Source organism: Ignavibacteriales bacterium, assembly GCA_026390575.1.
GTDB lineage: Bacteria > Bacteroidota > Ignavibacteria > UBA10030 > UBA10030 > Fen-1298.
Genome location: JAPLFR010000009.1, coordinates 167,089 through 190,223 on the forward strand (window position 1 = coordinate 167,089; position 23,135 = coordinate 190,223).

Sequence of the window (23,135 nt, forward strand, 5' to 3'; positions counted from 1 at the left end):
CATTTATCTGAGGATGACACCGTGAACCGTAGAAATTTTATAGCGAAAACATCGTTTCTTGGTAGCGCAATCACTGCTTTGCCATATTATATCGCTAAAACAACAAATGAAGAGAAGTCTGAAAAAAGTGAACAGTCTGCCGCCATGGAAAAGGTAACACGTGCAATGCTTTCTATGCAGCGCGCTTCTTGGGAGCAGGGAGTCGCTCTGCAGGCAATGCTTGAACTTGGGAATCAAGAGATGCTCTATCTGATGGCAAAAGAAGCGGTATTGCGGCAAAGAGACGATGGCAGATTATCGGTCGTGTATTCTGATAATGGAGTGATTGATCCTGCGGCGGCTGGGGAAGGAGTCTTACATGCATATCAAATGTCAGGCGAAAAAGAATTTAAAGTTGCCGCAGATAAAATGCTTGAATGGCTTTTAGTAAAAGCACCTCGAAGTAAGGAAGGTGTTATTTATCATACGATGGATTCTCCCCAAATCATGAGTGATGGGTTTTATATGTCGCCGCCATTCCTTGCAGCGGCAGGAAAATATAATGAAGCTCTTGCGCAAGTTGATGGGTTAAGAAAGGTTTTATGGAATCCAGAGCATCAGTTATTTTCTCACAGATGGCATGACGGTGAACAGAAGTTTCTAAATAAAAGATTCTGGGGGGGAGGAAATGGATGGGCCGCCGCATCGTTCAGCCGCATCATACGAATGATGCCAGAAAATATGAAATCAGAAAAAGAGAAAATCATTGAGTATCACAAACAACTCCTTAAAGGATGTTTGGCCCATATGTGTAAAGACGGTTTGTTCTATGATTTTGTAAATGAACCTGATACATTTATCGAATTAAATCTCGCTCAAATGCTGGCATATTCAATTTTCAGAGGACTAAAAGGCGGATGGTTAGAAAGTTCCTATCGAGAACCAGCAGAAAAGATGCGCAAAGCCGCCTATGCGAAAATTGATGATCATGGATACTTGACAGGAGTATGCGGTGCGCCTGCATTTCAAAGTTCTGGCCGCTCAACCGAAGGACAAGCGTTCTTTCTATTAATGGAAGCGGCGTATAACGACTTGAATAAGTGATTTGTAAAAACCTTATATGAGGATAACATTTGGATACTGAAACAATTCTTTATTAAAATGAGTTGCACGATATGTCATTGTTTGCCTGCTTTTAAGAGTGACAGCGGAATTTAATTCATCTTCAAACCACTCAAGTTCAAGTCCACTCAGATTGTGTTCCCGTACATTTCTTGCGATATCAGACGATAGAGTATCTCATTAATTTATGGCTTTCCCGCATCTTCTTGCATTTTTTGTGATTTCTACCTAATTTAAATCGGTAGTATTGGATAGATAGTGCGTATCTTACATAAAATCTCTTTGGAGGAATAATTACAATGGCAGTGAAAGTAGGTATTAATGGTTTTGGCCGCATTGGCAGGCAAATTATCAATGTTATGGCTGATAAAGGTGTTCTCGGTAAAACACTTGATGTCGTTGCAGTCGTCGATGTGAGCACGGACGCAAAATATTTTGCGTATCAATTGAAATATGACTCAATCCATGGTCATTTCCGTGGGACGTTAGGTAGCGAGAAAAGCAATCCTTCATTGGAAGCGGATGATGTTCTCGTTGTGAACGGTCATAAAATTAAGTGCGTGATGGCTCAAAAAGATCCGTCGCAATTGCCATGGAAAGAACTTGGCGTTGAAATTGTGATTGAATCTACCGGTTTGTTCACCGATTCCGAAAAGGCAAAAGGACACATTGCGGCAGGTGCAAAAAAAGTCATTATCTCCGCACCGGGAAAAGGCGATGTCAAAACACTTCTCATGGGTGTCAATGATAATGAATACGATCCTGCAAAACACAATATCGTATCCAATGCATCGTGCACAACAAACTGCCTGGCTCCCGTTGTACACGTATTGATTAAGGAAGGTGTTGGCATTGAAACTGGATTGATGACGACGATTCATTCGACTACAGCAACACAGAAGACCGTTGATGGTCCATCCAAAAAGGACTGGAGAGGTGGTCGTGCGGCTTCGAATAATATTATCCCTTCCACAACCGGTGCTGCGAAAGCTGTTGGGGAAGTTCTCCCAATGGTAAAGGGTAAACTGACAGGTATGTCGTTTCGGGTTCCAACCCTGGATGTGTCAGTCATTGATCTTACATTCCGTACAACTCGGGATAGTTCCATTGAAGAGATTGATGGTTTGATGAAGAAAGCATCAGAGACGTATCTCAAAGGTATTCTCGGTTATTGTAAGGAAGAGGTTGTTTCGACGGACTTCATTCATGATGATCGATCGTCCATCTATGATTCTCTTGCAACATTGCAGAACAATCTCAAGGGCGAAAAGAGATTCTTCAAGGTTGTTTCGTGGTATGACAACGAATGGGGCTATTCAGTCCGCACAGTTGATTTGACAAACCTTATTGCATCGAAACTGAAGTAAAATTCAGATGTGTTCAATTTTTATCTGCCCGGTGCACAATAGCATCGGGCAGAATGTTTTTCTGCATCGGGCTGACGACTTATCGGGTCGAAGCCCGTTTTTTATATATGAAAGGGACTCCGGCGTTGCCGGAATAATCAAACATCCATCTCTTCACGGAGAAAAACAATGAATAAGAAAACTGTGAGCGATATAAGTTTTACCGGCAAGCGCGTTATTATGCGCGTGGATTTTAACGTACCACTGAAGAGCGGCGTCATTCAAGACGACATCCGTATGCGGGCAGCACTTCCAACAATTAAATATGTCCTTGATCAAAAACCAAAATATCTCGTGCTCATGTCACACCTTGGAGATCCGAAAAAAGATACTCAGAAAGCAAAAGAGAAAGCCGAGAAAGATGGCAAGCCATTCGATGAAGCAAAGTTCATCGAAGGCAAACATAAGATGAAACCGATCGTTGCCCATCTTGCGGAACTTCTGAACAAACCGGTAAAACTTGCTCCGGCAGCCATTGGCGCAGAAACGAAAGCAATGGTTGACGGATTGAAGGATGGCGAAATTCTGATGCTCGAGAATACCCGCTTCCATAAACAAGAGACTTCAAAAGATCCAGCGGAACGTGAACAGATGGCGAAGGAACTTGCTTCCTATGGCGATATCTTTGTCAATGATGCATTTGGCACTGCACACCGTGCGCATGCATCTACAGAGACTATTGCACATTATTTGCCGGCTGTTGCAGGATTCTTGATGGAGAAAGAATTGGCGTATCTCGGCAAAGCAGTTGAGAATCCCGCGAAGCCGTACGTTGCAATCATCGGCGGTGCAAAAATATCCGGCAAAATTGATGTCATCCAGAACCTTATGAACAAAGTGGATGCGCTGCTCATTGGCGGTGGAATGATCTTCACGTTCTACAAAGCACAAGGATTGGAGATCGGAAAATCGTTGTTAGAAGAAGATAAAGTCGAATTGGCAAAGAAAATTCTTGATGAGGCAAAAGCGAAAAATGTAAGGTTGATGCTGCCGGTCGATTGTGTCATTTCCGATAAGTTTGATAACGCAGCAGCGATAAAGACAGTGAAAATCAACGCAATCCCATCTGATTGGATTGGAATGGATATCGGTCCTGAGACTATCAAAATATACAGCGATGAAATCGTGAAAGCGAAAACGGTTGTTTGGAACGGACCGATGGGTGTATTTGAAATGCCGAACTTTTCAAAAGGAACTACTGCCGTTGCTCAAGCGTTAGTTACTGCAACAAAGGCGGGCGCGATTACAGTAGTTGGCGGCGGAGATTCTGCGTCGGCCATTGCACAAGCCGGACTCGATAAAGCCGTATCGCATGTCTCAACAGGCGGCGGTGCTTCATTGGAATTCTTGGAAGGAAAAGTTCTGCCGGGTGTTGCGGCGCTGAATGATAAGTGAGAAAAGGTAGAAGGTAGAAAGTAAAAGGTAAAAAGAAGAAAGTAATTAGCTGTCAGATAAACAATGGCTGCATTTTTTCGATCACACAATCACCGAATTATTAAATCTCCGCCGAAAGCGGTTGCGCCACTGGCGCAGAAAATCTGAAAATGGCTTACGACAATCAAGGCAATTACTACCGTCCCTCAATGTTTGGAGGATTCCAATTTTTCCCGCCTGTCATAAAGGGATTATTGATCACCAATAGTGCCATATTTATTTTAATGTGGTTCTTCAGTGCGTTCCATTTTAACGGCATAAGTTTGCATATGGTGTTAACAACGGTTTTTGGTTTGATGCCACTCGGTGAGGGTTTCTATCCGTGGCAGCTTATTACCTATCAATTTATGCATGCAGATTTCTGGCATCTATTCTTTAATATGGTATTTGGGCTATGGATGTTCGGGATGGAAGTTGAACATATTTGGGGAGCAAAGAAATTTCTTATTTATTATTTATCGTGCGGCGTGGCGGCTGGGTTATCCCAGCTAATACTTTCGCCGATCTTTGAGCCAGCGCTTGGCCCAACGATCGGGGCATCTGGAGCAATTTACGGCGTTATGATTGCCTTTGCAGCGATGTTCCCTGATCGATACATATTTCTTTATTTCTTGATTCCAGTGAAAGTAAAATACTTTGTCATTATCCTCATTGTTTTTGGTGTCATGTCGGTGGGCGGACAGGGAAATGTTGCTAATCTTGCACATCTTGGCGGAGCGGTCGCTGGATATCTTTATATTTTATATGATCGCCGGCAATTGACTCGTGGAAAAAGTCGCGGAACTTTTCAATCGTGGATGTCATCTGCGCCTTGGAGCCATCCAACAACTTCTTCGGGCGATGTAGTGGATGCAAAGGTATTTGATATAAACAAATCGAAATCTTTCGAACCGAAAGAGCCCCCAGTGGACGCACAAAAGCGCATTGATGAGATTCTTGACAAAATCAGCCGAAGCGGATATCAAAGTTTATCGGAGGAAGAGAAGAAGATACTCTTCGAAGCAAGTAAACGTATGAATTAAATTGTAGGGGCACGATTCATCGTGCCCTTTGTTTTTATATGGAAAGATAGATGATCGATGAGCCAACAACACGAGACATACAAGGTAACTACACGAAGGAAGACTCGGCAAGTTAATATCGGCGGCATAAAAGTCGGTGGTGATGCGCCAATCTCTGTACAAACAATGACAAAAACAAAAACGGATGATGTTGCTGGTACTATCGCACAAATCAAAGCAGCGACAGAAGCCGGTGTCGATATTGTTCGAGTGACGGTTAATGACAAAGAAGCTGCAGCTGCAATGACTGAAATTGTAAAACAGTCACCGGTACCAATTGTCGCAGATATTCATTTCAATCACATTTTCGCTCTTAAGGCAATTGAAGCCGGTGTGGCAAAAGTTCGTCTCAATCCCGGCAATATTGGATCGAAGGATCGCATCAAACAAGTACTGACGGCAGCAAAAGAGCGCAGTATTCCTATTCGTATTGGAGTGAATTCCGGTTCGTTGGAAGAAGATATCCTCCAAAAACATGGCTACCCAACAGCGGAAGCATTGTACGAAAGTGCAATGCGCCACGTGGAAATTTGTAATGAATATGACTTCAAAGATCTTGTCATCTCGGTAAAATCCACGGACGTGAAATTGATGATTGAAGCGTATCGGCTTGTTGCGGAACGAACAGACATTCCATTGCATCTGGGTGTCACAGAAGCTGGACCGACACGCAGCGGCACTATTAAATCGGCGGTTGGTATTGGTGCTTTACTTGCTGAAGGAATTGGCGACACGATTCGCGTTTCGCTTACCGACGATCCTGTGAAGGAAGTTGAAGTAGGAAAAGAAATTTTGCGTTCGCTTAACCTTGCTTCACGCACTGTCGAATTAATTGCATGCCCAACATGCGGCCGGATCGAAGTTGACCTTTTTAAAATCATGGGCGAGCTTGAAGAAAAACTTGCAAAGGTAAAGAAACCTGTCACGATTGCAGTGCTCGGTTGCGTGGTGAACGGTCCCGGAGAAGCAAGTTCTGCAGATATTGGTATAGCAGCAGGCAAAGGGGTCGGCATTCTCTATCGCAAAGGTGAGATGATCAAGCGCGTCAAAGAGAACGAAATTGTTGCTACCATATTGGAAGAAGTAGAAAAGTTCCAGCCAAAAAGTTAATAAAGAGAAACGGAAATGTAAGAACCTGGAATGATTAAAGTTGTTGCATCGGTAGGAAAAGGAATGACTATCATAGCTAAAGGTCATTCGGCTCGGATCATCGCAGCAGCCGCCTCGGTGGTATTGTCAGGATCTCAATTTCGATTGCAGCAGGAATGGTTCTTGTGTTGCGAACATTTAGACCTGGAGTACGAAGAACCTCTTCGATTCAATCAAAGAGCCTTCCCCGACTTTCTGGATAATTCAAGCAACAATCAATTTATAAATTTTAAGCTTAAAATTAGTCCAATTGCGGTGAGGTCAGTATGTAATACCGCAAGAGTTCATTGATTCTCTCATAGGAGAATGTCATGAAAAGGCTGTTTTTAACGACAATATTGATTGGAGCAGTTGTTCTCGCAGGGTGCAATAAACAAAATGCATTGCCAAACACACCAACACTCACTACACCGTCCAATCCGGCTGTAACAAATGCCAGCGGACAGCCTGTCCCTAATTTAAGCAGTGTTCCAAACTACGGTGGATTGTTGTCCACCGTTCAATATGATTACTCAACTCCTGCGTATCAGGGAATTCCTTCATATACCGTTACTTTTAAATTGGGATTTGCTCAATTTGGAAACGGAGTGGATGTCGGTACTGTAACGGTAGTTTCCGATACGCTGCCAAAACATACTGACGGGTCAAAGATTTACTATATGAATAATTTTACATTGGGTGGAACGGGACTCTCTTCTGTTGAATTCTCTAATGGCACCGTACATAACTGGACTGTTTCCGGTGGAGGAGGTATTCCTGCAATTACAAGTGGTCTTTATACACTAACACCTGTTACATTTGAAATCAGTTCACCTGCCAGTGGTGAAAATATAGTGAAGGCAAATGGACTGAATATAAATTGGACCAATGCAAATCCCAATGGACTTGATTCCATTCTCATTGTTATTGTTGGGAATGGAGGTTCATTTATGAAGAGCTCGATTTCATCGGGATCGTCTTCATCCCAAGGCAGCTATTCAATCGCGGGCAGCGACCTTGGCGCGATGACTGGAACGTGTGTACTGCAGGTTGTCAAATATCGCTACAATGTGGTTATTATCAGTAGCAAAGTTTTTATCGTGATGGCTGAGATAGTAAAACAAGAGACGATCAATCTTCAATAGATTTGATCTTAATTTCACGTTATTCCACATGCCGTCTTACCAGGGGGTATTCGATTCTAATTTCTTCTGAATCTATATTTGAACTATCCTTTTTCTGTTTTCCCACAGACTTCAAGACTGCCTTTAAACCTTTTTCGCCGTAACTCATCAAACAATGGAAGTCATTAATAAAAGGAGAAACATAATGAAACGACTTACAGTAATGATAGCGGCTGTTTTGATGCTCTTCAGTGCTCAATTGTACAGCCAGCTGGACGATACGAAGCAGATTCATAAGTTCATGGGGAAGCTTAATCTTACCGATGAACAAAAGAAGGATGTTGAAAAAATCCATTTCGATGCGGAGAAGCAGACAATTGCTCAAAAGGCGAAAGTGGAAACTGCGCGAATTGAACTCCAACAGCTCCTGAAGGCAGATGCCCCGGACAAAGCATCCATCGAGAAAAAGATCAACGATCTAGCAGATCTGAAAGTGCAGATGCATATGATCAAGATCAACTCGTGGTTTGCAATTAATAAATTGCTGACGCCCGATCAGCAAAAAACATGGAAGAAAGTGTTAGAGTATGGTCCAGAGCTTCAACGACACAAGATGATGAGGCAGATGAGAAACAGGCATATGCCGTCACCGCATCCAGATGCACCTATGCCAAAGTAAGATTCATATAAAAGAAGATTGTAAATAAACAAAGAACGGGTCGATTCGAGCAGTCGACCCTTTTGTTTGTACATTCCGTGTGAGACATTCATAAAAAAATTGGAATCCTTTTCAGGAACTTGGCATCCCACCTATATGTTAAATGAGCAAAGGAGAAAGAATATGCCCGTGTACGATTACCGATGTACAGATTGTAATTCAACATATGATGTTTTCCATAAAGGACATGAAGTATTGCAGGATGTTGTATGTCCGTCTTGTGGATCTTTTCACCACAAGAAATTGATGTCGATTCCGTTAGTATCTATGGGAGCTAATTCTTCAAGTTCAAAAAATTCATCTGCTCCCTCCTGTGAATCAGGCGGTTGTTGCGGTAGCGGCAGCTGTGGATTAAATTGAAATATCCCGCAGAAAAACTCGACGTTCATCTTTGTGATGTTAATCCTTTTCACTTTTCTTGCATCTCATACTTACACAAGAAAATTATAGATCTATTTGGAAATAAATAAATAATGACGGAATCACAAATAATTTTATATGCAATCTCAGCACTCATCCTTTTGTTCTATGTACGACGATTCATTCAGCGAGCGCGTATGAAAGAGTATTCACCAAAACAAGTCGCAGGAATATTAAGTGATGATTCTGTTGTTCTTCTCGACGTACGATCACGAGAGGAGAGAAATCATCAATACATCAAAGGGTCAATGCATATTCCTGTTAGTGAAATTGCGCAAAAATTGCATTTATTGGAAAAATATAAAGAAAAAGAAATCATTTGCTACTGCCATTCAGGAAGTAGAAGTATGGCGGCAGTGTCGATCTTACATAAGCATGGATTTAATGCCGCCAATATGAAAGGCGGAATGATAGAATGGAATTCACAAAAATTAACATAATAAAATGTTGTTTTCATTGTTGCATTGTTGATTCCATAGAGAGCGATGAACAATAAATTGAAGGAAGAAAAGCAATGAAGTACGGATTCTCAAAATCGACAGATCTCTTGTTCGATGATGCGGTAATCAGAGTAACAGAGGAATTGAAGAAAGAAGGATTCGGTGTCCTGACTACTATCGATATAAAAGACACGTTGAAGAAAAAACTTAATGTTGATTTATCAAGATATGTCATTCTTGGAGCCTGCAATCCGCCCTTTGCATATCAAGCAATACAGGCGGAAGAAGAAATCGGATTGTTGCTTCCCTGTAATGTTATTGTGTTTGAGAAAGAAGGGAAAACCGCTGTTGCAGCATTCGATCCAATGGCGATGACGAAGATCGTAGAGAATTCTGCTATCCAGCCGATAGCGCAAGAAATGAAAGCGCGGCTTGAGCGGGTGATAGCAGCAGTATAAGGAATTTTTAAAGAACAATTATTTATCATGAAGGAACCGATCATGGCAGAGCAATTAACAAAAGGTGCTTTCTTACAGAAAGTATTTAATTATGAAACAAATAAAGAGTGGAAATTTGAAGGCGATATACCAGCAGTGATTGATTTTTGGGCTCCATGGTGCGGACCGTGCCGGATGGTGGGTCCTATTATCGATGAGCTATCAACAGAATACGCTGGTAAGGTAAATTTCTATAAAGTGAATGTAGATGACGAACAGGAACTTGCAGGAGTATTTGGCGTTCGAAGCATCCCCTCAATGCTGTTTGTTCCGAAAGAAGGAAGGCCAAAGATGTCCATTGGTGCATTACCGAAAGAGGCACTCATTGATGCCATTAAAAATGAATTAAGTGTTTCAGCGAATTAACAATCTCCGATGCACCTCGAAGATGCGTCGGAGTTGGCTTCCCCTTCAGGTAAAAATCGTTGACTCGCTTCTATCAGCTACGATAAGACATCTACATCAAATAATCTCGGTTGCTCAACCTGCAGAATTGCATGATTATTGCATTCCATATGACTTGTCATATATGCAATTATTCAGGAACTATTCTTTGAATAAATTGTTCTGTAATGAAATGATTTGCATATATTGGACACCGATGCAAATGCTTAACGTAGGATGGCTCAAAAAGCATGTTCTTCAATGATAATATTCTAATCCACAATAATTCAAATAATTTCAAGGAGACGTAATATGATGAAAAGAATGAGTGTAGTTTTGTTCACAATTGTCCTCGCACTTTTTATAGTGCTTCCAGTGGCGGCACAAGATATGCCGAAGAAAGAAAAGAAGACAACGGAAATGAAACAAGCTGGGCCTGTTAAGCAGATTGCATGTGACGATGCATGCGGTTTCGTTGTGCGGAGTCGTAATGAAAAAGAACTCGTTGCGATCACAAAACAACATGTGAAGACCTATCATAAGATGAATGCGACGGATGCACAGCTCAAAGCGAAGATTACCGACGTACCTTCAAAATAACCTGCTCGCCTTCATTGTTGTTCATAAGAACCCCGTTATATTAAACGGGGTTTCTTGTTTTTGACATATCAGAATGAGCTTGACGGTGTTGCTTCTAAACGTTAAGTTTATAACCGCGAATGAAATAAAGTATATAATGACATGAGATTATGGACGCTTCATCCTTGCTATCTTGATGCAAAAGGCCTTGTTGCGGTATGGCGCGAAGCGTTACTTGCACAAAAAGTCCTCCAAGGTAAAACAAAAGCGTATCGTCATCATCCACAATTGATTCGGTTCCAGAAACATTCTCGTCCGGCAGCTGTCCTCGCTGCATATCTTACAGCCATTCTAAAAGAGGCAAAAGTTCGAGGCTATCATTTCGATGGAAGGAAAATTTCAAGATCTCGCTTTTATGGAACATTAGTCGAGACCGATGGGCAGTTGCTTTATGAATGGGACCATCTGAAGCAGAAACTTCGGAAGCGGGATCATCAGAAATATCTATTACTCAAATCTACCGAAATACCGAAACCGCATCCTCTTTTTCGAATTATTTCCGGACCCTGTCAGGATTGGGAACGAGTGAAATAAAGAAATATCTTTAAAAAGGCCAGATACCTTATTGCTATAACAATATTCTCCCTTTGCTCTTTCCATCCATTTTCTTTACCTTTTCTCGTTATCAAACCGTAACTCATTCGATAGGCAAAAAGGGGGTTTGTATGAATCCAATTCAATTACCGTCGATCGTTTTGGGCTCCCCGCTTATTTTTATACTCTTGAACGGATGTTTCGTTTCGAAAGAAATGAACACGGCATCCATTCCAGCAGTGAAATCCTTCGACCTTCAACGATTCCTCGGAACATGGTATGAGGTTGCACGCCTTCCTCATTCGTTTGAAAATGGATTGGATAAAGTAACTGCTACGTATACGTTACGTGATGACGGTAAGATAGATGTACTCAATAGGGGATTCAATACAGTAAAAGGAGAATGGAAGGAAGCCAAAGGCAAGGCACGGTTCAAAGATCCTAGTACTGGAACTTTACTTGAAGTCAGCTTTTTCTGGATTTTCTACTCAGATTATAAAGTAATCATACTCGATACGATGAATTACTCTTATGCAATGGTGACAAGCAGTTCAAAGAAATATTTATGGATATTGAGTCGAACACCGCATTTAAGCGATGCAATCTCTGATACATTAATTCGTAAAGCTGGTGACTGGGGATTTAATATCTCTGCGATATATAAAGTACCTCAAGAATAATTATTACTTTTCTTCATCGATTGAATGGAGCAACATTATGAAACTTAATGATAAGTGCGCAATTGTCACCGGTGGAGCAATGGGTATCGGACTGGCCACAAGCAAACGACTTCTGAGAGAAGGCGTTGTCGTTACTATCTGGGATTTAAACCAGGACGCTCTCGGCCAAGTAAAAAAAGAACTTTCAACATTAGGAAAAGTGTTCCTTCACCAAGGTGATGTGACGAAGAAGGGTCAGGTGTATAAACTTGCCAAGACGGCAAAAAAAGAAATGGGGAAAGTTGATATCCTTATCAACAACGCAGGATATGTTTCCGGAGGAGAATTTCTCGAAAGGCCAGATGCAGATTGGGAAAGGACTATCGATGTGAATTTGACGGCATTACTTTATACAACAAGAGCGTTTCTCCCGGAAATGTACGATCGCAATAGCGGACATATCGTCAACATCTCTTCTGCTGCGGGAACTATTGGTGTTGCAGGGCTTGCAGTGTACGCTGCGACAAAATGGGCAGTGTGGGGATTAACAGAATCACTTCGCATGGAAGCTCTAAAGAATGGAAAATCTGGAGTAAAATTTTCGACTATTCATCCGGGATATATTGCAACGGGAATGTTCGAAGGGGCGAAATTAGGCATTCCGGGTCGATGGATCGTACCATTGGTCAAGAATCATGATGTCATTGCAAAAGCTATTGTAACGGATGCACTCAAGAAGGGAAAATATTCTCCCAAACGTCCAAGCACAGTCAATCTCAATCTTCGATTCCGAGCGTTGATGCCGGATCGGTGGTTCCAGCGTTTCCTTATCATCATGGGAGTCGCGGGGAGTATGAAAACATGGCACGGTCGAAAACAATGAAGAATGACAAATGAAGAGTGATCAATGATTTTAAAACGACAATGCCTAATTATTAAAATGAATACGAATCACTCAATCACAAAGCACAAAATCGAATATCTCGTATCTCAAGTCTAATATTTTAATTCTAAATTCTTAAATCTCTAAACTGGACCTCGCCATGCCACGAAAAAAGATAACAACCTCAATCAATCCCGCAACGGGAGAGATCATCGGTAAAACATCAGAGAATACCATAGAAGAATTGGAGCAGGCTGTTGCTCGTGCAAAAATTGCCCAGCTTCAATGGGCCAAGCTCAGTTTTCAAGAGCGTGCGCAATATCTCTTTGCGATTCGCGATTTTATTGTGGAGAATGCTGATAGAATTTCTAACGTCATTTCGAAGAACTCTGGCAAAACAAAAATGGATGCGCTCAGCTCGGAAGTGCTTTCTGCTTCGATGGCAATTACGTATTACGCAAAAAATGCAAAAAAAGTACTGAAGCGGAAGAGATTAAGCGGTGGAAGCATATTGACGATTAACAAACGATCCTATGTAGACCGGGTTCCAATGGGTGTCATTGGCATCATCAGTCCGTGGAATTACCCATTTTCAATCCCATTTCATGAAATAGCTATGGCACTCATTGCAGGAAATGGCGTTGTGCTCAAAGTTGCATCGCATTCACTCGAAGTCGGCAAAATCATTCATGAATGTATTCAAGCTGGAGGATTGCCAAAGGATATCTTTCATCTTATCAATCTACCGGGGAAAATTGCAGGCGATGCATTCCTGAATTCCGGAATCAATAAGTTATTCTTTACCGGCTCTGTATCGGTCGGTAAGTATTTGATGGAAAAGGCAGCGAAGCATCTTGTTCCTCTTTCATTGGAATTGGGTGGGAATGATGCTATGATCGTCTGTAATGATGCAAATGTTCATCGTGCAGCAGGTGGAGCAATATGGGCGGGGCTTTCAAATGCAGGTCAAATCTGTGCTGGTGTCGAACGAATCTACGTGGAATCGGAAGTGTATGACGGATTCCTATCGATTTTAAAAGCGAAGGTGAGCGAATTAAAACAAGGAGTCGATATTGATTCGGATGTCGATATTGGCTCTATGTCCACAAAACAGCAGTGGAAAAAAGTACACGACCTTTATAAAGATGCAATCAAGAAAGGAGCAAAAGCGTATCCTGAAATTCAGAAGATCGAAAAGAAAGAAAAGGGATTATTTTTTCCGCCCGTGATTTTAGAAAATATTAGCGATGATATGATGGTAGTGAATGAAGAGATATTCGGTCCGATACTTACTGTACAAAAAGTTGAAAGCATAGAGGAAGCAATTACTCATGCCAATGCTTCAACGTTGGGGTTAACTGCATCAGTCTGGACGAAAAATAGACGCAAAGGACATGAAATTGCATCGCAACTCGAAGTCGGATCAGTGATGATTAATGATCATTTGATGAGTCATGGACTAGCAGAGACTCCTTGGGGCGGCTGGAAAGAATCTGGTATTGGTCGTACTCATGGCTATATCGGCTTAGAAGAAATGACGCAGCCACGTTGTGTCGTGGATGATATTCTTCCCGGTGTGCAAAAGAATATGTGGTGGCACCCCCATAATAAAAAAGTTTATGAAGGAATGAGGGGTGCATTGGAGTTTTTGTATTCCAAAAACCTTGGAAAAAGAATTACTGGTGGCCTCAGATTGGTTAAAGTATTCATCCGAACATTCCAAAAATAAAAAAAGCGGAGACAGCATGGCTGCCCCCGCTTGTATAAACCTCGGAGAAATATTTTAGAATCTTATACCGGCGGTCAACAAGAATCCGCGATTATAAACCTTCAAATCCCCTTCGTTTATCAACGTTGTTGGGTCATCTTTCCCCAGTTTCGTTTGACCGATCACATATCGGGCATTCACATCTAACATGAGAAATTCGACACCGACACCGATAATAATAGAGAAATCGCTTTTTGTATATTGGTCTTTAATGTCAGTCTCAATAGTCCTCGATGTCTCTCCAGGAAAATTCGTAGTCATCTCTTCTTTTTCTTTTGCTGAAAGCAAGACACTATATGCTACACCCCCTTCGATATATGGACTTAATAATGGTATAGGTAAATTATATTTTGCGAGAATGGGAATATCTATATAGTTAAAAGCAAATGTAACTTTTTGGTTCATATAGTAATTGCCCATGGTACCGCTTATTTCGTAGATAGCTCCTTTTTGAATGTACAATACTTCCGGCTGGATAGAAAGACCCATTATTAATCCAAGCTTATATGAAATTCCACCCACGAGACCTAAACTTGTTTTGGGATCGATTTTACCGTCAGGAGTGCTAATCGATTTATCATCTCCGCCAACTGTTCCGAGATTAATACCTCCTTTAATGCCAAATTGAGAAAATGCTACAGAGACAGCAAGAAGCATCACAAGAGAAACTAATAGAATATTTTTCATGAGAGCATTCCTTTCTATTGGTATTTGTACTTTGGTGAATTTTACAACTTTATCAGAATAATGCAATAGTATAGGTAAAACGAGAGTGAAGATCAAGAGTGTGAAGGTCAAGAAATTTTCAGAAAGAAATAGAATATCTGAAAAATCCTGGAATTGATGTAAAAAGAGATCAATACATTTCGATATTGATAGCGGTCACATTTTCAAAAACGTCGATCAAAAATGGTCATTGATGTTTTCTAATGAGAGAAGTTCAGTGTTTTTTTGTGGAGGGATACAAAAATTAAAGTCGATCCCGACTGGCATCGGGACCGGCTTTCATGTTTTTATCTCTTACTCTCCATCCTCTTTCTTTTCTTTTAATTTCTTTGCTGCAATAAAATAAAAAATGATTAATGCAAGCCCTCCCGTAATGAGGATGCTTCCAAAAACAGCAGAGTCTTCATGAAATCCAAAGTAGTATTCAAGCTGCTGACCGACGAGTAATCCGATGCCGGCAAAAACAAAGAGGAGTCCCCATTTAAGGTTGTTGAGTACATTTCCTTGAAAAAGCCGGAAGGGAGTGGTTGATTTGAAATTAGCAGGACTTATTCCTTTTTCGATCATTGCCATTCGTTCTTTATGACGGCCTTCAAAAAAAGTCCATAGAACCGCCGCTGTTCCTCCGAAAAGGACTATAGGGACTATAATTTCACCTTCCATTGTTTTATCCTTTTATTATGATTGATGTTGATTAGCTGCTTTAGTATCTTTGACTTGAAATTTGGAGAAAAGGTTGCAGGTATTTTTCTGAAACCTATAATGAATAATTCGTGTCTAAGAACGTATGACTGCTGGTAGATGTACATGAGCGATTTGGACAGAGAGATCATTCAGCAAGTGCTTAATGGCGATGTAAAAGCATTTGGAATTCTTGTGGACAGGCACAAAGCTAAAGCCATGACATTAGCAGTTCGAATAATGAAGAATCATGAAGACGCCGAAGAAGCATTGCAGGACTCTTTTGTACGCGTGTATCATGCATTACCTTCATTTGAATGGAAATCGAGTTTCTCTACATGGTTTTATCGGATTGTTTATAATACATGTGCGACTGCAGTTGGGAAAAAAAATAAAATACATCATCTTTCTATTGATATGGAAGATGAAGATGGATTGCGGATGGAGATTGAATCGGATGAGCTACAACCTGATATAAGGATAGAGTCAAACGAATTTTCTCAAATTGTAAATGAAGAAGTGGAAAAATTACCTGTTGTCTACGGAAGCACATTTACCTTATTTGCGATTCAAGATATGAGTTACGAAGAAATCGTTCAAGTCACCGGGTTACCGCTTGGTACGGTAAAAGCAAGGCTTTTTCGAGCGCGGGCAATGCTACGAGAAGCAGTTGTGAAGCGGATGGATCACGTTCATGTGATAAAGGAATAAGAAGGATAGTAAGCAATGGAACACCTCTCATTTGACATCATCTGTAGAATTGCAGATGGGGATATAGTACAAAATGAAATTGCGTTATACTTGAATCATTTGAAATCGTGCCGATTATGCCAACAAGAAGTTGATTTGCAGCGGTCAATTTTAAAAGTATCGAGGCAATCACAACTGGTCAGGCCTTCAACAGATTTTTCAAAGAACGTTCTCGCAGCAATTCGCCCATCTCAGAAGAAGAAATGGTACGAATGGATTCTTCATAATATGGGTAATATTTTTGCTATGACAACTGTTCTTGCTTTTTTAGGATATGTATTTTCAGTGACAGGAACTAGTACTATTCAAAATGATAAACCAACAAAAATTGAACCAATTTTAGAATTTTTTAAGATTATTCAGAATGGCAGTCATCAACTTGGCAGCTACCTCACACCAAAAATCACAAGTCATAGCATGGATGCTTCTCAAGGCCATACTATCTTCTTTGCTTTCCTTGCAATCATTTTGCTCATATTTTTAGATAAAATTGCAGGATTCTTCTTCCAACGGTCAAAGGTTCGATCTTAAAATTTTAAGATTTTCTTGACTTTAATGACTCCTTATTGTATATTAGCACTCACAGTGTAGGAGTGCCAAACGGTTTCCTACAAGAATCTGTCAAATTCATTCAAAATCAAAAGGAGGGAGTATCTATGATGCTCAAACCATTAGCGGATCGCGTTGTTGTGAAGCCGTCCAAAGCTGAAGAAATGACAAAGGGCGGTATTATCGTTCCAGATACGGCAAAAGAAAAACCCGTTTGGGGCGAAGTGATTGCTGTTGGCCCCGGTAGAATTTCCGATGAAGGAAAACCTATCGCTATGGAAGTTAAGGTCGGCAATAAGGTTCTCTACGGAAAGTATTCCGGAACCGAAGTCACAATTGAAGGTGAAGAACTTTTGCTTATGCGCGAAAGTGATATCTTTGCCATTATGCCAAAGTAAGTAAAAGGAGAAAAAGAATATGGCATCGAAATTAATTAATTACGATACAGAAGCGCGCGCCGCGCTAAAGAAGGGTGTTGATCAACTCGCAAATGCAGTGAAGGTGACACTTGGACCTAAAGGGCGCAACGTTGTTATCGATAAAAAATTCGGCGCACCAACCATTACAAAAGATGGTGTCACAGTAGCAAAAGAAATTGAACTTTCTGATCCTATCGAAAACATGGGCGCACAGATGGTTCGTGAAGTTGCCTCGAAGACATCTGATGTTGCTGGTGACGGAACCACGACCGCAACGATTCTTGCACAGGCAATTGTGCGCGAAGGATTGAAGAATGTGACTGCCGGCGCAAATCCGATGGATTTGAAACGTGGAATCGATCTCGCAGTGAAGAAGGTTGTCGAAGGTCTCAAAGAAATCAGCAAAACTGTTGGTGATGATAAAGAGAAGATTGCACAAGTGGGTTCCATCTCTGCAAATAACGATCGTGCCATTGGTGATTTGATTGCCGATGCCATGGAGAAAGTTGGCAAGGATGGCGTCATCACAGTGGAAGAAGCAAAAGGTACTGAGACAACATTGGAAGTTGTAGAAGGAATGCAGTTTGATCGCGGTTATCTGTCACCATATTTTGTGACTGATGCAGATAGAATGGAAACCGTTCTTGAAAATCCATACATCCTTATTCATGACAAAAAAATCAGTGCCATGAAGGATTTGCTGCCAATACTGGAAAAAATTGCTCAAGCCGGCAAGAGTTTGCTCATCATCTCGGAAGAGGTAGAGGGCGAAGCGCTTGCTACACTTGTCGTGAACAAACTGCGAGGCACACTTCGCATTTGCGCAGTGAAAGCTCCCGGTTTCGGTGATCGTCGCAAAGCGATGCTGGAAGATGTTGCAGTGCTCACAGGCGGTCAAGTCATCTCCGAAGAGAAGGGCTTTAAGCTTGAGAATGCAACGCTTGCATATCTCGGAACTGCCGATCGCGTCACTATCGATAAAGACAACACAACGATTGTTCAAGGCGCCGGCAAGAAAGAAGATATCAAGAAACGCATCAACGAGATCAAACAGCAGATTGATAAGACCACATCCGATTACGACAAGGAAAAACTGCAAGAACGCCTTGCAAAACTTTCCGGCGGTGTTGCCTTACTGAAGATCGGTGCATCAACGGAAGTGGAAATGAAGGAAAAGAAGGCACGTGTCGAAGACGCGCTTCATGCCACACGTGCAGCGGTCGAGGAAGGTATCATCCCCGGCGGCGGCGTTGCATACCTTCGCTGTGTAAAGAAGCTTGATGAAGTGAAAACGGACAATCTCGACCAAAAAACCGGTGTGAATATTATCCGCCGCGTGTTGGAAGAGCCGCTTCGTCAGATTGCCGCTAACGCCGGTTACGACGGTGCTGTCGTTGTGAACGAAGTAAAGAATGGCAAAGACGATTACGGTTTCAATGCACAAACAGAAAAATATGAGAACCTTGTAAAGTCAGGTGTTATCGACCCGACGAAGGTTGCCCGTATTGCAATTGAAAACGCGTCCAGTGTTGCCGGCCTATTGTTGACAACAGAAGCAACCATCGTAGAGAAACCGGAGAAGAAGGATTCTATGCCTTCGATGCCTCCTGGTGGAATGGGTGGTATGGGCGGCGGGGATATGTATTAAGCAAGTAAAAAGTATGAAGTCAAAAGTATAAAGTATAATTGATTTCGACTTTTAACACGCAACATATCAGGGTAAATGAAATGCCCCTCGGTTGAAAAACTTGAGGGGCGTTTTTATTCTTGACATTCCTCTTTAAAAACCTTAGCTTTTTCCCAGGGATACTACTAAAACCATCCCTCAATACTTCGTTTTAATGGATACTCCAGGTTGTAGCAGTTTTTCATGATTTCAACATTGACATTTTTGTTCTGTTGATTGAGTTGAACGTGCTGTACTAATTCATTACCACGTTTTACTAATTCACAAATCAATACTATCAATAAGGGAGTAATATCATGGACGCACTATTCAGCAAAATGCTCAAAGCGGGCTCTACCACCTATTTCATGGATGTGAAAGAGGCGAAGAACAACAAGAAATATCTCAGCGTTACAGCAAGTCAGCCGGCGAAGGAAGGCGAGAAGAAATTTACCAGTCGCAGCGTCATCGTCTTCAGCAGCGTTGTAGATGAATTCATCGGCGCACTGAAGGAAGCGAATACTGTTGTCAACGGTGAAGGTGAGTTTACAAAGAGGATGAAGACGGGGAAGATTACATATTTCGTGGATGTGAAAGAAGCGAAAAACGCCTCTCGATATTTGTCCATCACTGAAAGCCAGCCCTCGAAAGAAGATCCAACGAAATTTTCAAGACGAAGTATTACTGTGTTCAATAATGCCGCGAATGATTTTGTGGGAGCAGTCGAAGAGGCAGTTGAACATCTCAAGTGATTCATACAAGAAGGAATCATAGGAGAGCACAATAAATGAATGCGCTGAGAGGGAGGCCCTCAGCGCATTTTATTGTAAGTCTATCAATGTATCTTGTTCAAGCTGATACAGTATGGGAAATGACGGACCTCAAAGAGTGATAGTCAACAAAATTGTGAATAAGAGGTACCTATTTCATTATGATCATCTTTTTCGTTGCTTGAAATTCTCCTGCTTGAATGCGATAAAAGTAGATACCGCTGGGAATCTCTGAAGTACTACTAAAGAGTTGAGAATAATTCCCTGCTTTTTTATAGCCATCGACTAATGTCATAAGTTCCTGCCCTATGATATTAAATATTTTTAGACTCACATAACAGGCACTAGGGAGTTGATAACGAATGACTGTCGATGGATTAAACGGATTTGGATAATTTTGCTCAAGTGAGCCGGATCGCGGGATATTATCGTTGAAATCGCGAATGCCTGTCGGCTGCGCAAGCGTAACCCGCAGTTGTTTCGGGTATCCGAATATGTTTTCAAAATATTTTGAATTAAGAGAGAAATATTTATTATATGTTTTTGCCCTCAATCCTGAAGTCCGAATGTGTATATGCACCGTGCTGGAACTTTGCGGAGCCGCATAAAATTTCATTGGAGTGATGGTGATGCACGAATCAGGAATAATGCCGTTGCCCATAGCCACCGTGATCGAATCCGATCCGGTGCCGGTGTTGGCGACAATAAAGGATGTGTCAATAACTTCGTTCTTAAGCGAAACAGTATCCAGCTGGATGATATCAGCACCCACATCGATCACCGGCGCACCGGATTCATAAAAAAGCTGACGGTCGAGGGCGTACACGTACCCCCTGTTGTCGCCGAAAAATATTTTACCGTCTGCACTGACGGGAATCGAATTGATGCCGTTGGCAATCCGTAATCTCGCCTTAACAATTCCCGAACACTTATCGATCGCGATCAATGAACCGTATGCATTGCCATCGAACGTGTCTCCGGTTCCGAGAACGATGAAACTACTGTCGACTGTCGGTGAGTTGAAGATTCGAAAATCGACCTTGCATTCCCAAACAAACCGGCCTGTCAATGTGTTAAACGCTTTCGCATTATGCTGTGAAGATCCTCCAATATAGATCAGGCTATCCGACACGACCGGTCCGCCAACAAGAAAGAGATTTTCATTCGTTCTGGGATCTTTCCAGGACCAGTTCCTTACCCCGGTCCCAGCATTGATCGAGAAAATTGTGCTGCTTATGCCGGCGAAAAACACCGTATTATCGTGAACTATGGGAGGTGTATTAATCGCATTGCCGTACGGGCAATTATAGACAGAATGCGTATCAAATTCCCATACCTTATTGCCTGTAGTGATATCGTAGGCATACATCACACCATACCAATCTCCGAAGATCACCATATTACCGCTGACCGCAGGCGACACGCGAATTCCACTCTTCCGGGTCGTTTGACATATAAATGTTTGCGAACCTGTTTTCATATCAATGCCATACACAAGTCCTTGGTCGGTACCGATGAATGCAATATCATTTACAATCTTCGGGGAAGAATGGAAATAGTCATACGATACGTACTGATCGATGAGCTTATCACCATACAATGTAAACTTCCATATCTGTTTGCCCTGAGAATTCAAGGCATAAAGAATGTTGCCGCTTTCAAAGCATATGATGGAGTTCCAGATCGCTGCGTTCGAACGAATCGGACTACCCGTAGCAAAGCGCCATCGCTCGTTTCCTGTTTGAGCATCAAGTGCATAAAAATTACTATCCAGACTTCCGACAAAGACCATGCCGTTATAAACAAGAGGTGCAGTGTAAATAGCTCCGTTTGTTTTGAATTCCCATAAGATAGGATTCGCCTGTGAATTCGAATTATTATTTTGACTTGCAGCAAAACTGATGTCTGTCATCAGGCCAGTGAGGCAAGAAGCCAGAATGATTGATACAATTGTTAAATGAAAAATACTGCGCATTTTAAAATACTCCTTTCTTGGATTAAATTGATTGAGTGTAATTAAATAAATTGCAATAGGAATCTCGACCGGATAAAGTCAGACTGCAGGTATTCGAACCATTTATTTTTAGTAGTGGGATGTGAAAATTGAACGAAAAGTGACTTAATTCGTCATTAAGCGCTGTCTTTTGTACTCAGTCGGAGTCGTACCGGTATGTTTTTTAAAAGCCTGGTTGAAAGAAGATTTTGTATTAAAGCCGACTTCGTATAGAATTTCAAGGATTGTTTTCCGCTGTGTCGCTGTGTCCGAGAGGAGGCGCTGAGATTCTTTTATACGGTATGTATTGATAAAATCGTAATAATTTTGACCTAGTGTATTGTTGATAATTTCCGATAGCGAGCGGTGCGGGATCAATATTTTTCTCGAGAGATCAATTAACGTAATATTAGGATCCAAATAGGGCTTTTCACTTTCCATATATTGGGATAATCTGTTGAGATATTGCTTCTCTACTGATTTTGATAAGTAAGGAGTTTTCTGCCGGCTTTCTTCTTCAACACCTGAAAATATTGTAGGATGAATGAGGGCTTTGAAAAATATGTAGTTATAAAAAATAAAAAAAGCGAGAAAGTTTATTAGATCTATACTCGTTGAAATATTTAAGACAAGTACACGCGATATAAAATTAAAAACACTTGTACACCATGCAATAAGAAATCCATAGAGAACGACACTCAACCAAGACAAATTTATATTTTGAATAGAAGAATATTCCTGTCTTATTTTAGCCCGATAATTCTTAAGGATGAAAAGAGAGGTAATATTGTAAATAAGTATGTGGATGTGTACGGCTATATTGTAATACCTCCAGAACGACTGAGAAAGGAATGCGTGGTTGGCAAGTAATGCTTGTTTCGTTTCCACAGAATGAATATGAAACGTACCAGTGAAATAGATTACGGTCAATATGAACGGCAATGCATGAATAATATGCCGTTTGTTTAAATTAAAATCAGAATATGCCAGGGATTTGATATAGAAATAAAATGTCGGTCCTGCAAGGAAATAGATAGGTACACCAAGGTAAAAAAGATCCGGACAAAAAGCATAGATTTCACGATAAAATTGAAAGCATTCATAATTAATGATCATCAATATTTGTTCAATTAAAAATACTGCAAGGATTCTATTAGATTGTATATTAGTTTTCCTTAGGACTAAAAAGAAAATAAAAACTGTCAGTTGAAATAAGGCAATGAAGTTGATTATATCCAGCAATCCTACCTTCATCGTTTTTCACTCACCATAAAAATAATTAGAAAGAATATAGTCCCTCGGAGGTTGAATATTCCAGACCCTCCTTCAATTGAATGTAATCACTAATTGCATTACGATGCAACTGTCAATTTTGTTACTTTTTT

The 23,135-nt window shown here is 41.2% G+C and carries 25 protein-coding genes; 20 read left to right on the top strand and 5 right to left on the bottom strand.

The window, feature by feature from the left end:
• Positions 1–21 precede the first annotated feature (21 nt).
• The 7 genes from NTX44_09220 to NTX44_09250 all read left to right on the top strand — a co-directional run bounded on the left by NTX44_09220 (position 22) and on the right by NTX44_09250 (position 7,933).
• Positions 22–1,083, top strand: a complete 1,062-nt coding sequence (locus NTX44_09220; protein ID MCX6121786.1) for a glycoside hydrolase family 88 protein — start codon at positions 22–24, stop codon at positions 1,081–1,083.
• 317 nt (positions 1,084–1,400) lie between these two features.
• The gene (gene gap / locus NTX44_09225) at positions 1,401–2,468 is read left to right on the top strand and encodes a type I glyceraldehyde-3-phosphate dehydrogenase (GenBank protein ID MCX6121787.1); all 1,068 of its coding nucleotides are present in this window, start codon (positions 1,401–1,403) and stop codon (positions 2,466–2,468) included.
• Positions 2,469–2,636: 168 nt separating this feature from the next.
• On the top strand, positions 2,637–3,902 hold the full coding sequence (locus NTX44_09230; GenBank protein MCX6121788.1) for a phosphoglycerate kinase: 1,266 nt from the start codon (positions 2,637–2,639) through the stop codon (positions 3,900–3,902).
• A gap of 149 nt (positions 3,903–4,051) precedes the next feature.
• Complete coding sequence (locus NTX44_09235; protein ID MCX6121789.1) at positions 4,052–4,963, top strand: rhomboid family intramembrane serine protease; 912 nt, start codon at positions 4,052–4,054, stop codon at positions 4,961–4,963.
• A 57-nt stretch (positions 4,964–5,020) separates the two neighbouring features.
• Positions 5,021–6,112 (top strand): flavodoxin-dependent (E)-4-hydroxy-3-methylbut-2-enyl-diphosphate synthase, encoded by a 1,092-nt coding sequence (gene ispG, locus NTX44_09240; GenBank protein MCX6121790.1) that lies wholly within the window; start codon positions 5,021–5,023, stop codon positions 6,110–6,112.
• A 350-nt stretch (positions 6,113–6,462) separates the two neighbouring features.
• A complete protein-coding gene (locus NTX44_09245; protein MCX6121791.1) occupies positions 6,463–7,275 on the top strand; it encodes a hypothetical protein in 813 nt (270 codons plus the stop codon).
• A 184-nt stretch (positions 7,276–7,459) separates the two neighbouring features.
• A complete protein-coding gene (locus NTX44_09250; protein MCX6121792.1) occupies positions 7,460–7,933 on the top strand; it encodes a periplasmic heavy metal sensor in 474 nt (157 codons plus the stop codon).
• Positions 7,934–8,202: 269 nt separating this feature from the next.
• Here NTX44_09250 and NTX44_09255 read toward each other — a convergent pair whose 3' ends face one another.
• Positions 8,203–8,361 carry a hypothetical protein gene (locus NTX44_09255; GenBank protein MCX6121793.1) on the bottom strand — a complete coding sequence of 53 codons (159 nt, stop codon included), beginning with the start codon at positions 8,359–8,361 and terminating at the stop codon, positions 8,203–8,205.
• An 84-nt stretch (positions 8,362–8,445) separates the two neighbouring features.
• On the opposite strand from NTX44_09255, the gene NTX44_09260 reads away from it, so the two are divergent.
• From NTX44_09260 to NTX44_09295, 8 genes are all read left to right on the top strand, one after another.
• Positions 8,446–8,832 (top strand): rhodanese-like domain-containing protein, encoded by a 387-nt coding sequence (locus NTX44_09260; GenBank protein ID MCX6121794.1) that lies wholly within the window; start codon positions 8,446–8,448, stop codon positions 8,830–8,832.
• 74 nt (positions 8,833–8,906) lie between these two features.
• Positions 8,907–9,290: a DUF302 domain-containing protein gene (locus NTX44_09265; GenBank protein ID MCX6121795.1), complete on the top strand. Its 384-nt coding sequence runs from the start codon at positions 8,907–8,909 to the stop codon at positions 9,288–9,290.
• Between the two features lie 42 nt (positions 9,291–9,332).
• Entirely contained in the window at positions 9,333–9,695 is a 363-nt protein-coding gene (trxA, locus tag NTX44_09270; protein ID MCX6121796.1) for a thioredoxin, read from the top strand.
• A gap of 330 nt (positions 9,696–10,025) precedes the next feature.
• Positions 10,026–10,313: a DUF1059 domain-containing protein gene (locus NTX44_09275; protein ID MCX6121797.1), complete on the top strand. Its 288-nt coding sequence runs from the start codon at positions 10,026–10,028 to the stop codon at positions 10,311–10,313.
• A gap of 141 nt (positions 10,314–10,454) precedes the next feature.
• Complete coding sequence (locus tag NTX44_09280) at positions 10,455–10,886, top strand: pyrimidine dimer DNA glycosylase/endonuclease V (protein ID MCX6121798.1); 432 nt, start codon at positions 10,455–10,457, stop codon at positions 10,884–10,886.
• Between the two features lie 131 nt (positions 10,887–11,017).
• A complete protein-coding gene (locus NTX44_09285) occupies positions 11,018–11,566 on the top strand; it encodes a lipocalin family protein (GenBank protein ID MCX6121799.1) in 549 nt (182 codons plus the stop codon).
• Between the two features lie 37 nt (positions 11,567–11,603).
• Complete coding sequence (locus tag NTX44_09290) at positions 11,604–12,428, top strand: SDR family NAD(P)-dependent oxidoreductase (GenBank protein MCX6121800.1); 825 nt, start codon at positions 11,604–11,606, stop codon at positions 12,426–12,428.
• A 160-nt stretch (positions 12,429–12,588) separates the two neighbouring features.
• On the top strand, positions 12,589–14,157 hold the full coding sequence (locus NTX44_09295) for an aldehyde dehydrogenase family protein (protein ID MCX6121801.1): 1,569 nt from the start codon (positions 12,589–12,591) through the stop codon (positions 14,155–14,157).
• A gap of 54 nt (positions 14,158–14,211) precedes the next feature.
• Here the strand turns inward: NTX44_09295 and NTX44_09300 are convergent, their stop codons facing one another.
• Entirely contained in the window at positions 14,212–14,883 is a 672-nt protein-coding gene (locus NTX44_09300) for a porin family protein (protein MCX6121802.1), read from the bottom strand.
• 333 nt (positions 14,884–15,216) lie between these two features.
• Positions 15,217–15,585: a hypothetical protein gene (locus NTX44_09305; protein ID MCX6121803.1), complete on the bottom strand. Its 369-nt coding sequence runs from the start codon at positions 15,583–15,585 to the stop codon at positions 15,217–15,219.
• Between the two features lie 144 nt (positions 15,586–15,729).
• Here NTX44_09305 and NTX44_09310 point away from each other — a divergent pair, with 144 nt between their 5' ends.
• From NTX44_09310 to NTX44_09330, 5 genes are all read left to right on the top strand, one after another.
• Positions 15,730–16,314 (top strand): sigma-70 family RNA polymerase sigma factor, encoded by a 585-nt coding sequence (locus NTX44_09310; protein ID MCX6121804.1) that lies wholly within the window; start codon positions 15,730–15,732, stop codon positions 16,312–16,314.
• Between the two features lie 15 nt (positions 16,315–16,329).
• A complete protein-coding gene (locus NTX44_09315; GenBank protein ID MCX6121805.1) occupies positions 16,330–16,884 on the top strand; it encodes a hypothetical protein in 555 nt (184 codons plus the stop codon).
• A 128-nt stretch (positions 16,885–17,012) separates the two neighbouring features.
• Positions 17,013–17,300 (top strand): co-chaperone GroES, encoded by a 288-nt coding sequence (groES, locus tag NTX44_09320; protein MCX6121806.1) that lies wholly within the window; start codon positions 17,013–17,015, stop codon positions 17,298–17,300.
• Between the two features lie 19 nt (positions 17,301–17,319).
• The gene (gene groL / locus NTX44_09325) at positions 17,320–18,969 is read left to right on the top strand and encodes a chaperonin GroEL (protein MCX6121807.1); all 1,650 of its coding nucleotides are present in this window, start codon (positions 17,320–17,322) and stop codon (positions 18,967–18,969) included.
• Positions 18,970–19,304: 335 nt separating this feature from the next.
• Entirely contained in the window at positions 19,305–19,739 is a 435-nt protein-coding gene (locus tag NTX44_09330; protein MCX6121808.1) for a DUF3276 family protein, read from the top strand.
• Positions 19,740–19,908: 169 nt separating this feature from the next.
• Here the strand turns inward: NTX44_09330 and NTX44_09335 are convergent, their stop codons facing one another.
• Together NTX44_09335 and NTX44_09340 are read right to left on the bottom strand one after the other, a co-directional pair.
• Positions 19,909–21,732: a PQQ-binding-like beta-propeller repeat protein gene (locus NTX44_09335; GenBank protein MCX6121809.1), complete on the bottom strand. Its 1,824-nt coding sequence runs from the start codon at positions 21,730–21,732 to the stop codon at positions 19,909–19,911.
• Positions 21,733–21,876: 144 nt separating this feature from the next.
• Positions 21,877–22,866 carry a helix-turn-helix domain-containing protein gene (locus NTX44_09340; GenBank protein MCX6121810.1) on the bottom strand — a complete coding sequence of 330 codons (990 nt, stop codon included), beginning with the start codon at positions 22,864–22,866 and terminating at the stop codon, positions 21,877–21,879.
• Between the last annotated feature and the right edge of the window lie 269 nt (positions 22,867–23,135).

What these genes read in the sequence shown, in the direction of transcription:
- gap (MCX6121787.1), top strand. Translation starts at nt 1,401, where the DNA reads ATGGCAGTGAAAGTAGGTATTAATGGTTTTGGCCGCATTGGCAGGCAA.
- NTX44_09230 (MCX6121788.1), top strand. Translation starts at nt 2,637, where the DNA reads ATGAATAAGAAAACTGTGAGCGATATAAGTTTTACCGGCAAGCGCGTT.
- NTX44_09235 (MCX6121789.1), top strand. Translation starts at nt 4,052, where the DNA reads ATGGCTTACGACAATCAAGGCAATTACTACCGTCCCTCAATGTTTGGA.
- ispG (MCX6121790.1), top strand. Translation starts at nt 5,021, where the DNA reads ATGAGCCAACAACACGAGACATACAAGGTAACTACACGAAGGAAGACT.
- NTX44_09245 (MCX6121791.1), top strand. Translation starts at nt 6,463, where the DNA reads ATGAAAAGGCTGTTTTTAACGACAATATTGATTGGAGCAGTTGTTCTC.
- NTX44_09250 (MCX6121792.1), top strand. Translation starts at nt 7,460, where the DNA reads ATGAAACGACTTACAGTAATGATAGCGGCTGTTTTGATGCTCTTCAGT.
- NTX44_09255 (MCX6121793.1), bottom strand. Translation starts at nt 8,361, where the DNA reads ATGAACGTCGAGTTTTTCTGCGGGATATTTCAATTTAATCCACAGCTG.
- NTX44_09260 (MCX6121794.1), top strand. Translation starts at nt 8,446, where the DNA reads ATGACGGAATCACAAATAATTTTATATGCAATCTCAGCACTCATCCTT.
- NTX44_09265 (MCX6121795.1), top strand. Translation starts at nt 8,907, where the DNA reads ATGAAGTACGGATTCTCAAAATCGACAGATCTCTTGTTCGATGATGCG.
- trxA (MCX6121796.1), top strand. Translation starts at nt 9,333, where the DNA reads ATGGCAGAGCAATTAACAAAAGGTGCTTTCTTACAGAAAGTATTTAAT.
- NTX44_09275 (MCX6121797.1), top strand. Translation starts at nt 10,026, where the DNA reads ATGATGAAAAGAATGAGTGTAGTTTTGTTCACAATTGTCCTCGCACTT.
- NTX44_09280 (MCX6121798.1), top strand. Translation starts at nt 10,455, where the DNA reads ATGAGATTATGGACGCTTCATCCTTGCTATCTTGATGCAAAAGGCCTT.
- NTX44_09285 (MCX6121799.1), top strand. Translation starts at nt 11,018, where the DNA reads ATGAATCCAATTCAATTACCGTCGATCGTTTTGGGCTCCCCGCTTATT.
- NTX44_09290 (MCX6121800.1), top strand. Translation starts at nt 11,604, where the DNA reads ATGAAACTTAATGATAAGTGCGCAATTGTCACCGGTGGAGCAATGGGT.
- NTX44_09295 (MCX6121801.1), top strand. Translation starts at nt 12,589, where the DNA reads ATGCCACGAAAAAAGATAACAACCTCAATCAATCCCGCAACGGGAGAG.
- NTX44_09300 (MCX6121802.1), bottom strand. Translation starts at nt 14,883, where the DNA reads ATGAAAAATATTCTATTAGTTTCTCTTGTGATGCTTCTTGCTGTCTCT.
- NTX44_09305 (MCX6121803.1), bottom strand. Translation starts at nt 15,585, where the DNA reads ATGGAAGGTGAAATTATAGTCCCTATAGTCCTTTTCGGAGGAACAGCG.
- NTX44_09310 (MCX6121804.1), top strand. Translation starts at nt 15,730, where the DNA reads ATGAGCGATTTGGACAGAGAGATCATTCAGCAAGTGCTTAATGGCGAT.
- NTX44_09315 (MCX6121805.1), top strand. Translation starts at nt 16,330, where the DNA reads ATGGAACACCTCTCATTTGACATCATCTGTAGAATTGCAGATGGGGAT.
- groES (MCX6121806.1), top strand. Translation starts at nt 17,013, where the DNA reads ATGCTCAAACCATTAGCGGATCGCGTTGTTGTGAAGCCGTCCAAAGCT.
- groL (MCX6121807.1), top strand. Translation starts at nt 17,320, where the DNA reads ATGGCATCGAAATTAATTAATTACGATACAGAAGCGCGCGCCGCGCTA.
- NTX44_09330 (MCX6121808.1), top strand. Translation starts at nt 19,305, where the DNA reads ATGGACGCACTATTCAGCAAAATGCTCAAAGCGGGCTCTACCACCTAT.
- NTX44_09335 (MCX6121809.1), bottom strand. Translation starts at nt 21,732, where the DNA reads ATGCGCAGTATTTTTCATTTAACAATTGTATCAATCATTCTGGCTTCT.
- NTX44_09340 (MCX6121810.1), bottom strand. Translation starts at nt 22,866, where the DNA reads ATGATCATTAATTATGAATGCTTTCAATTTTATCGTGAAATCTATGCT.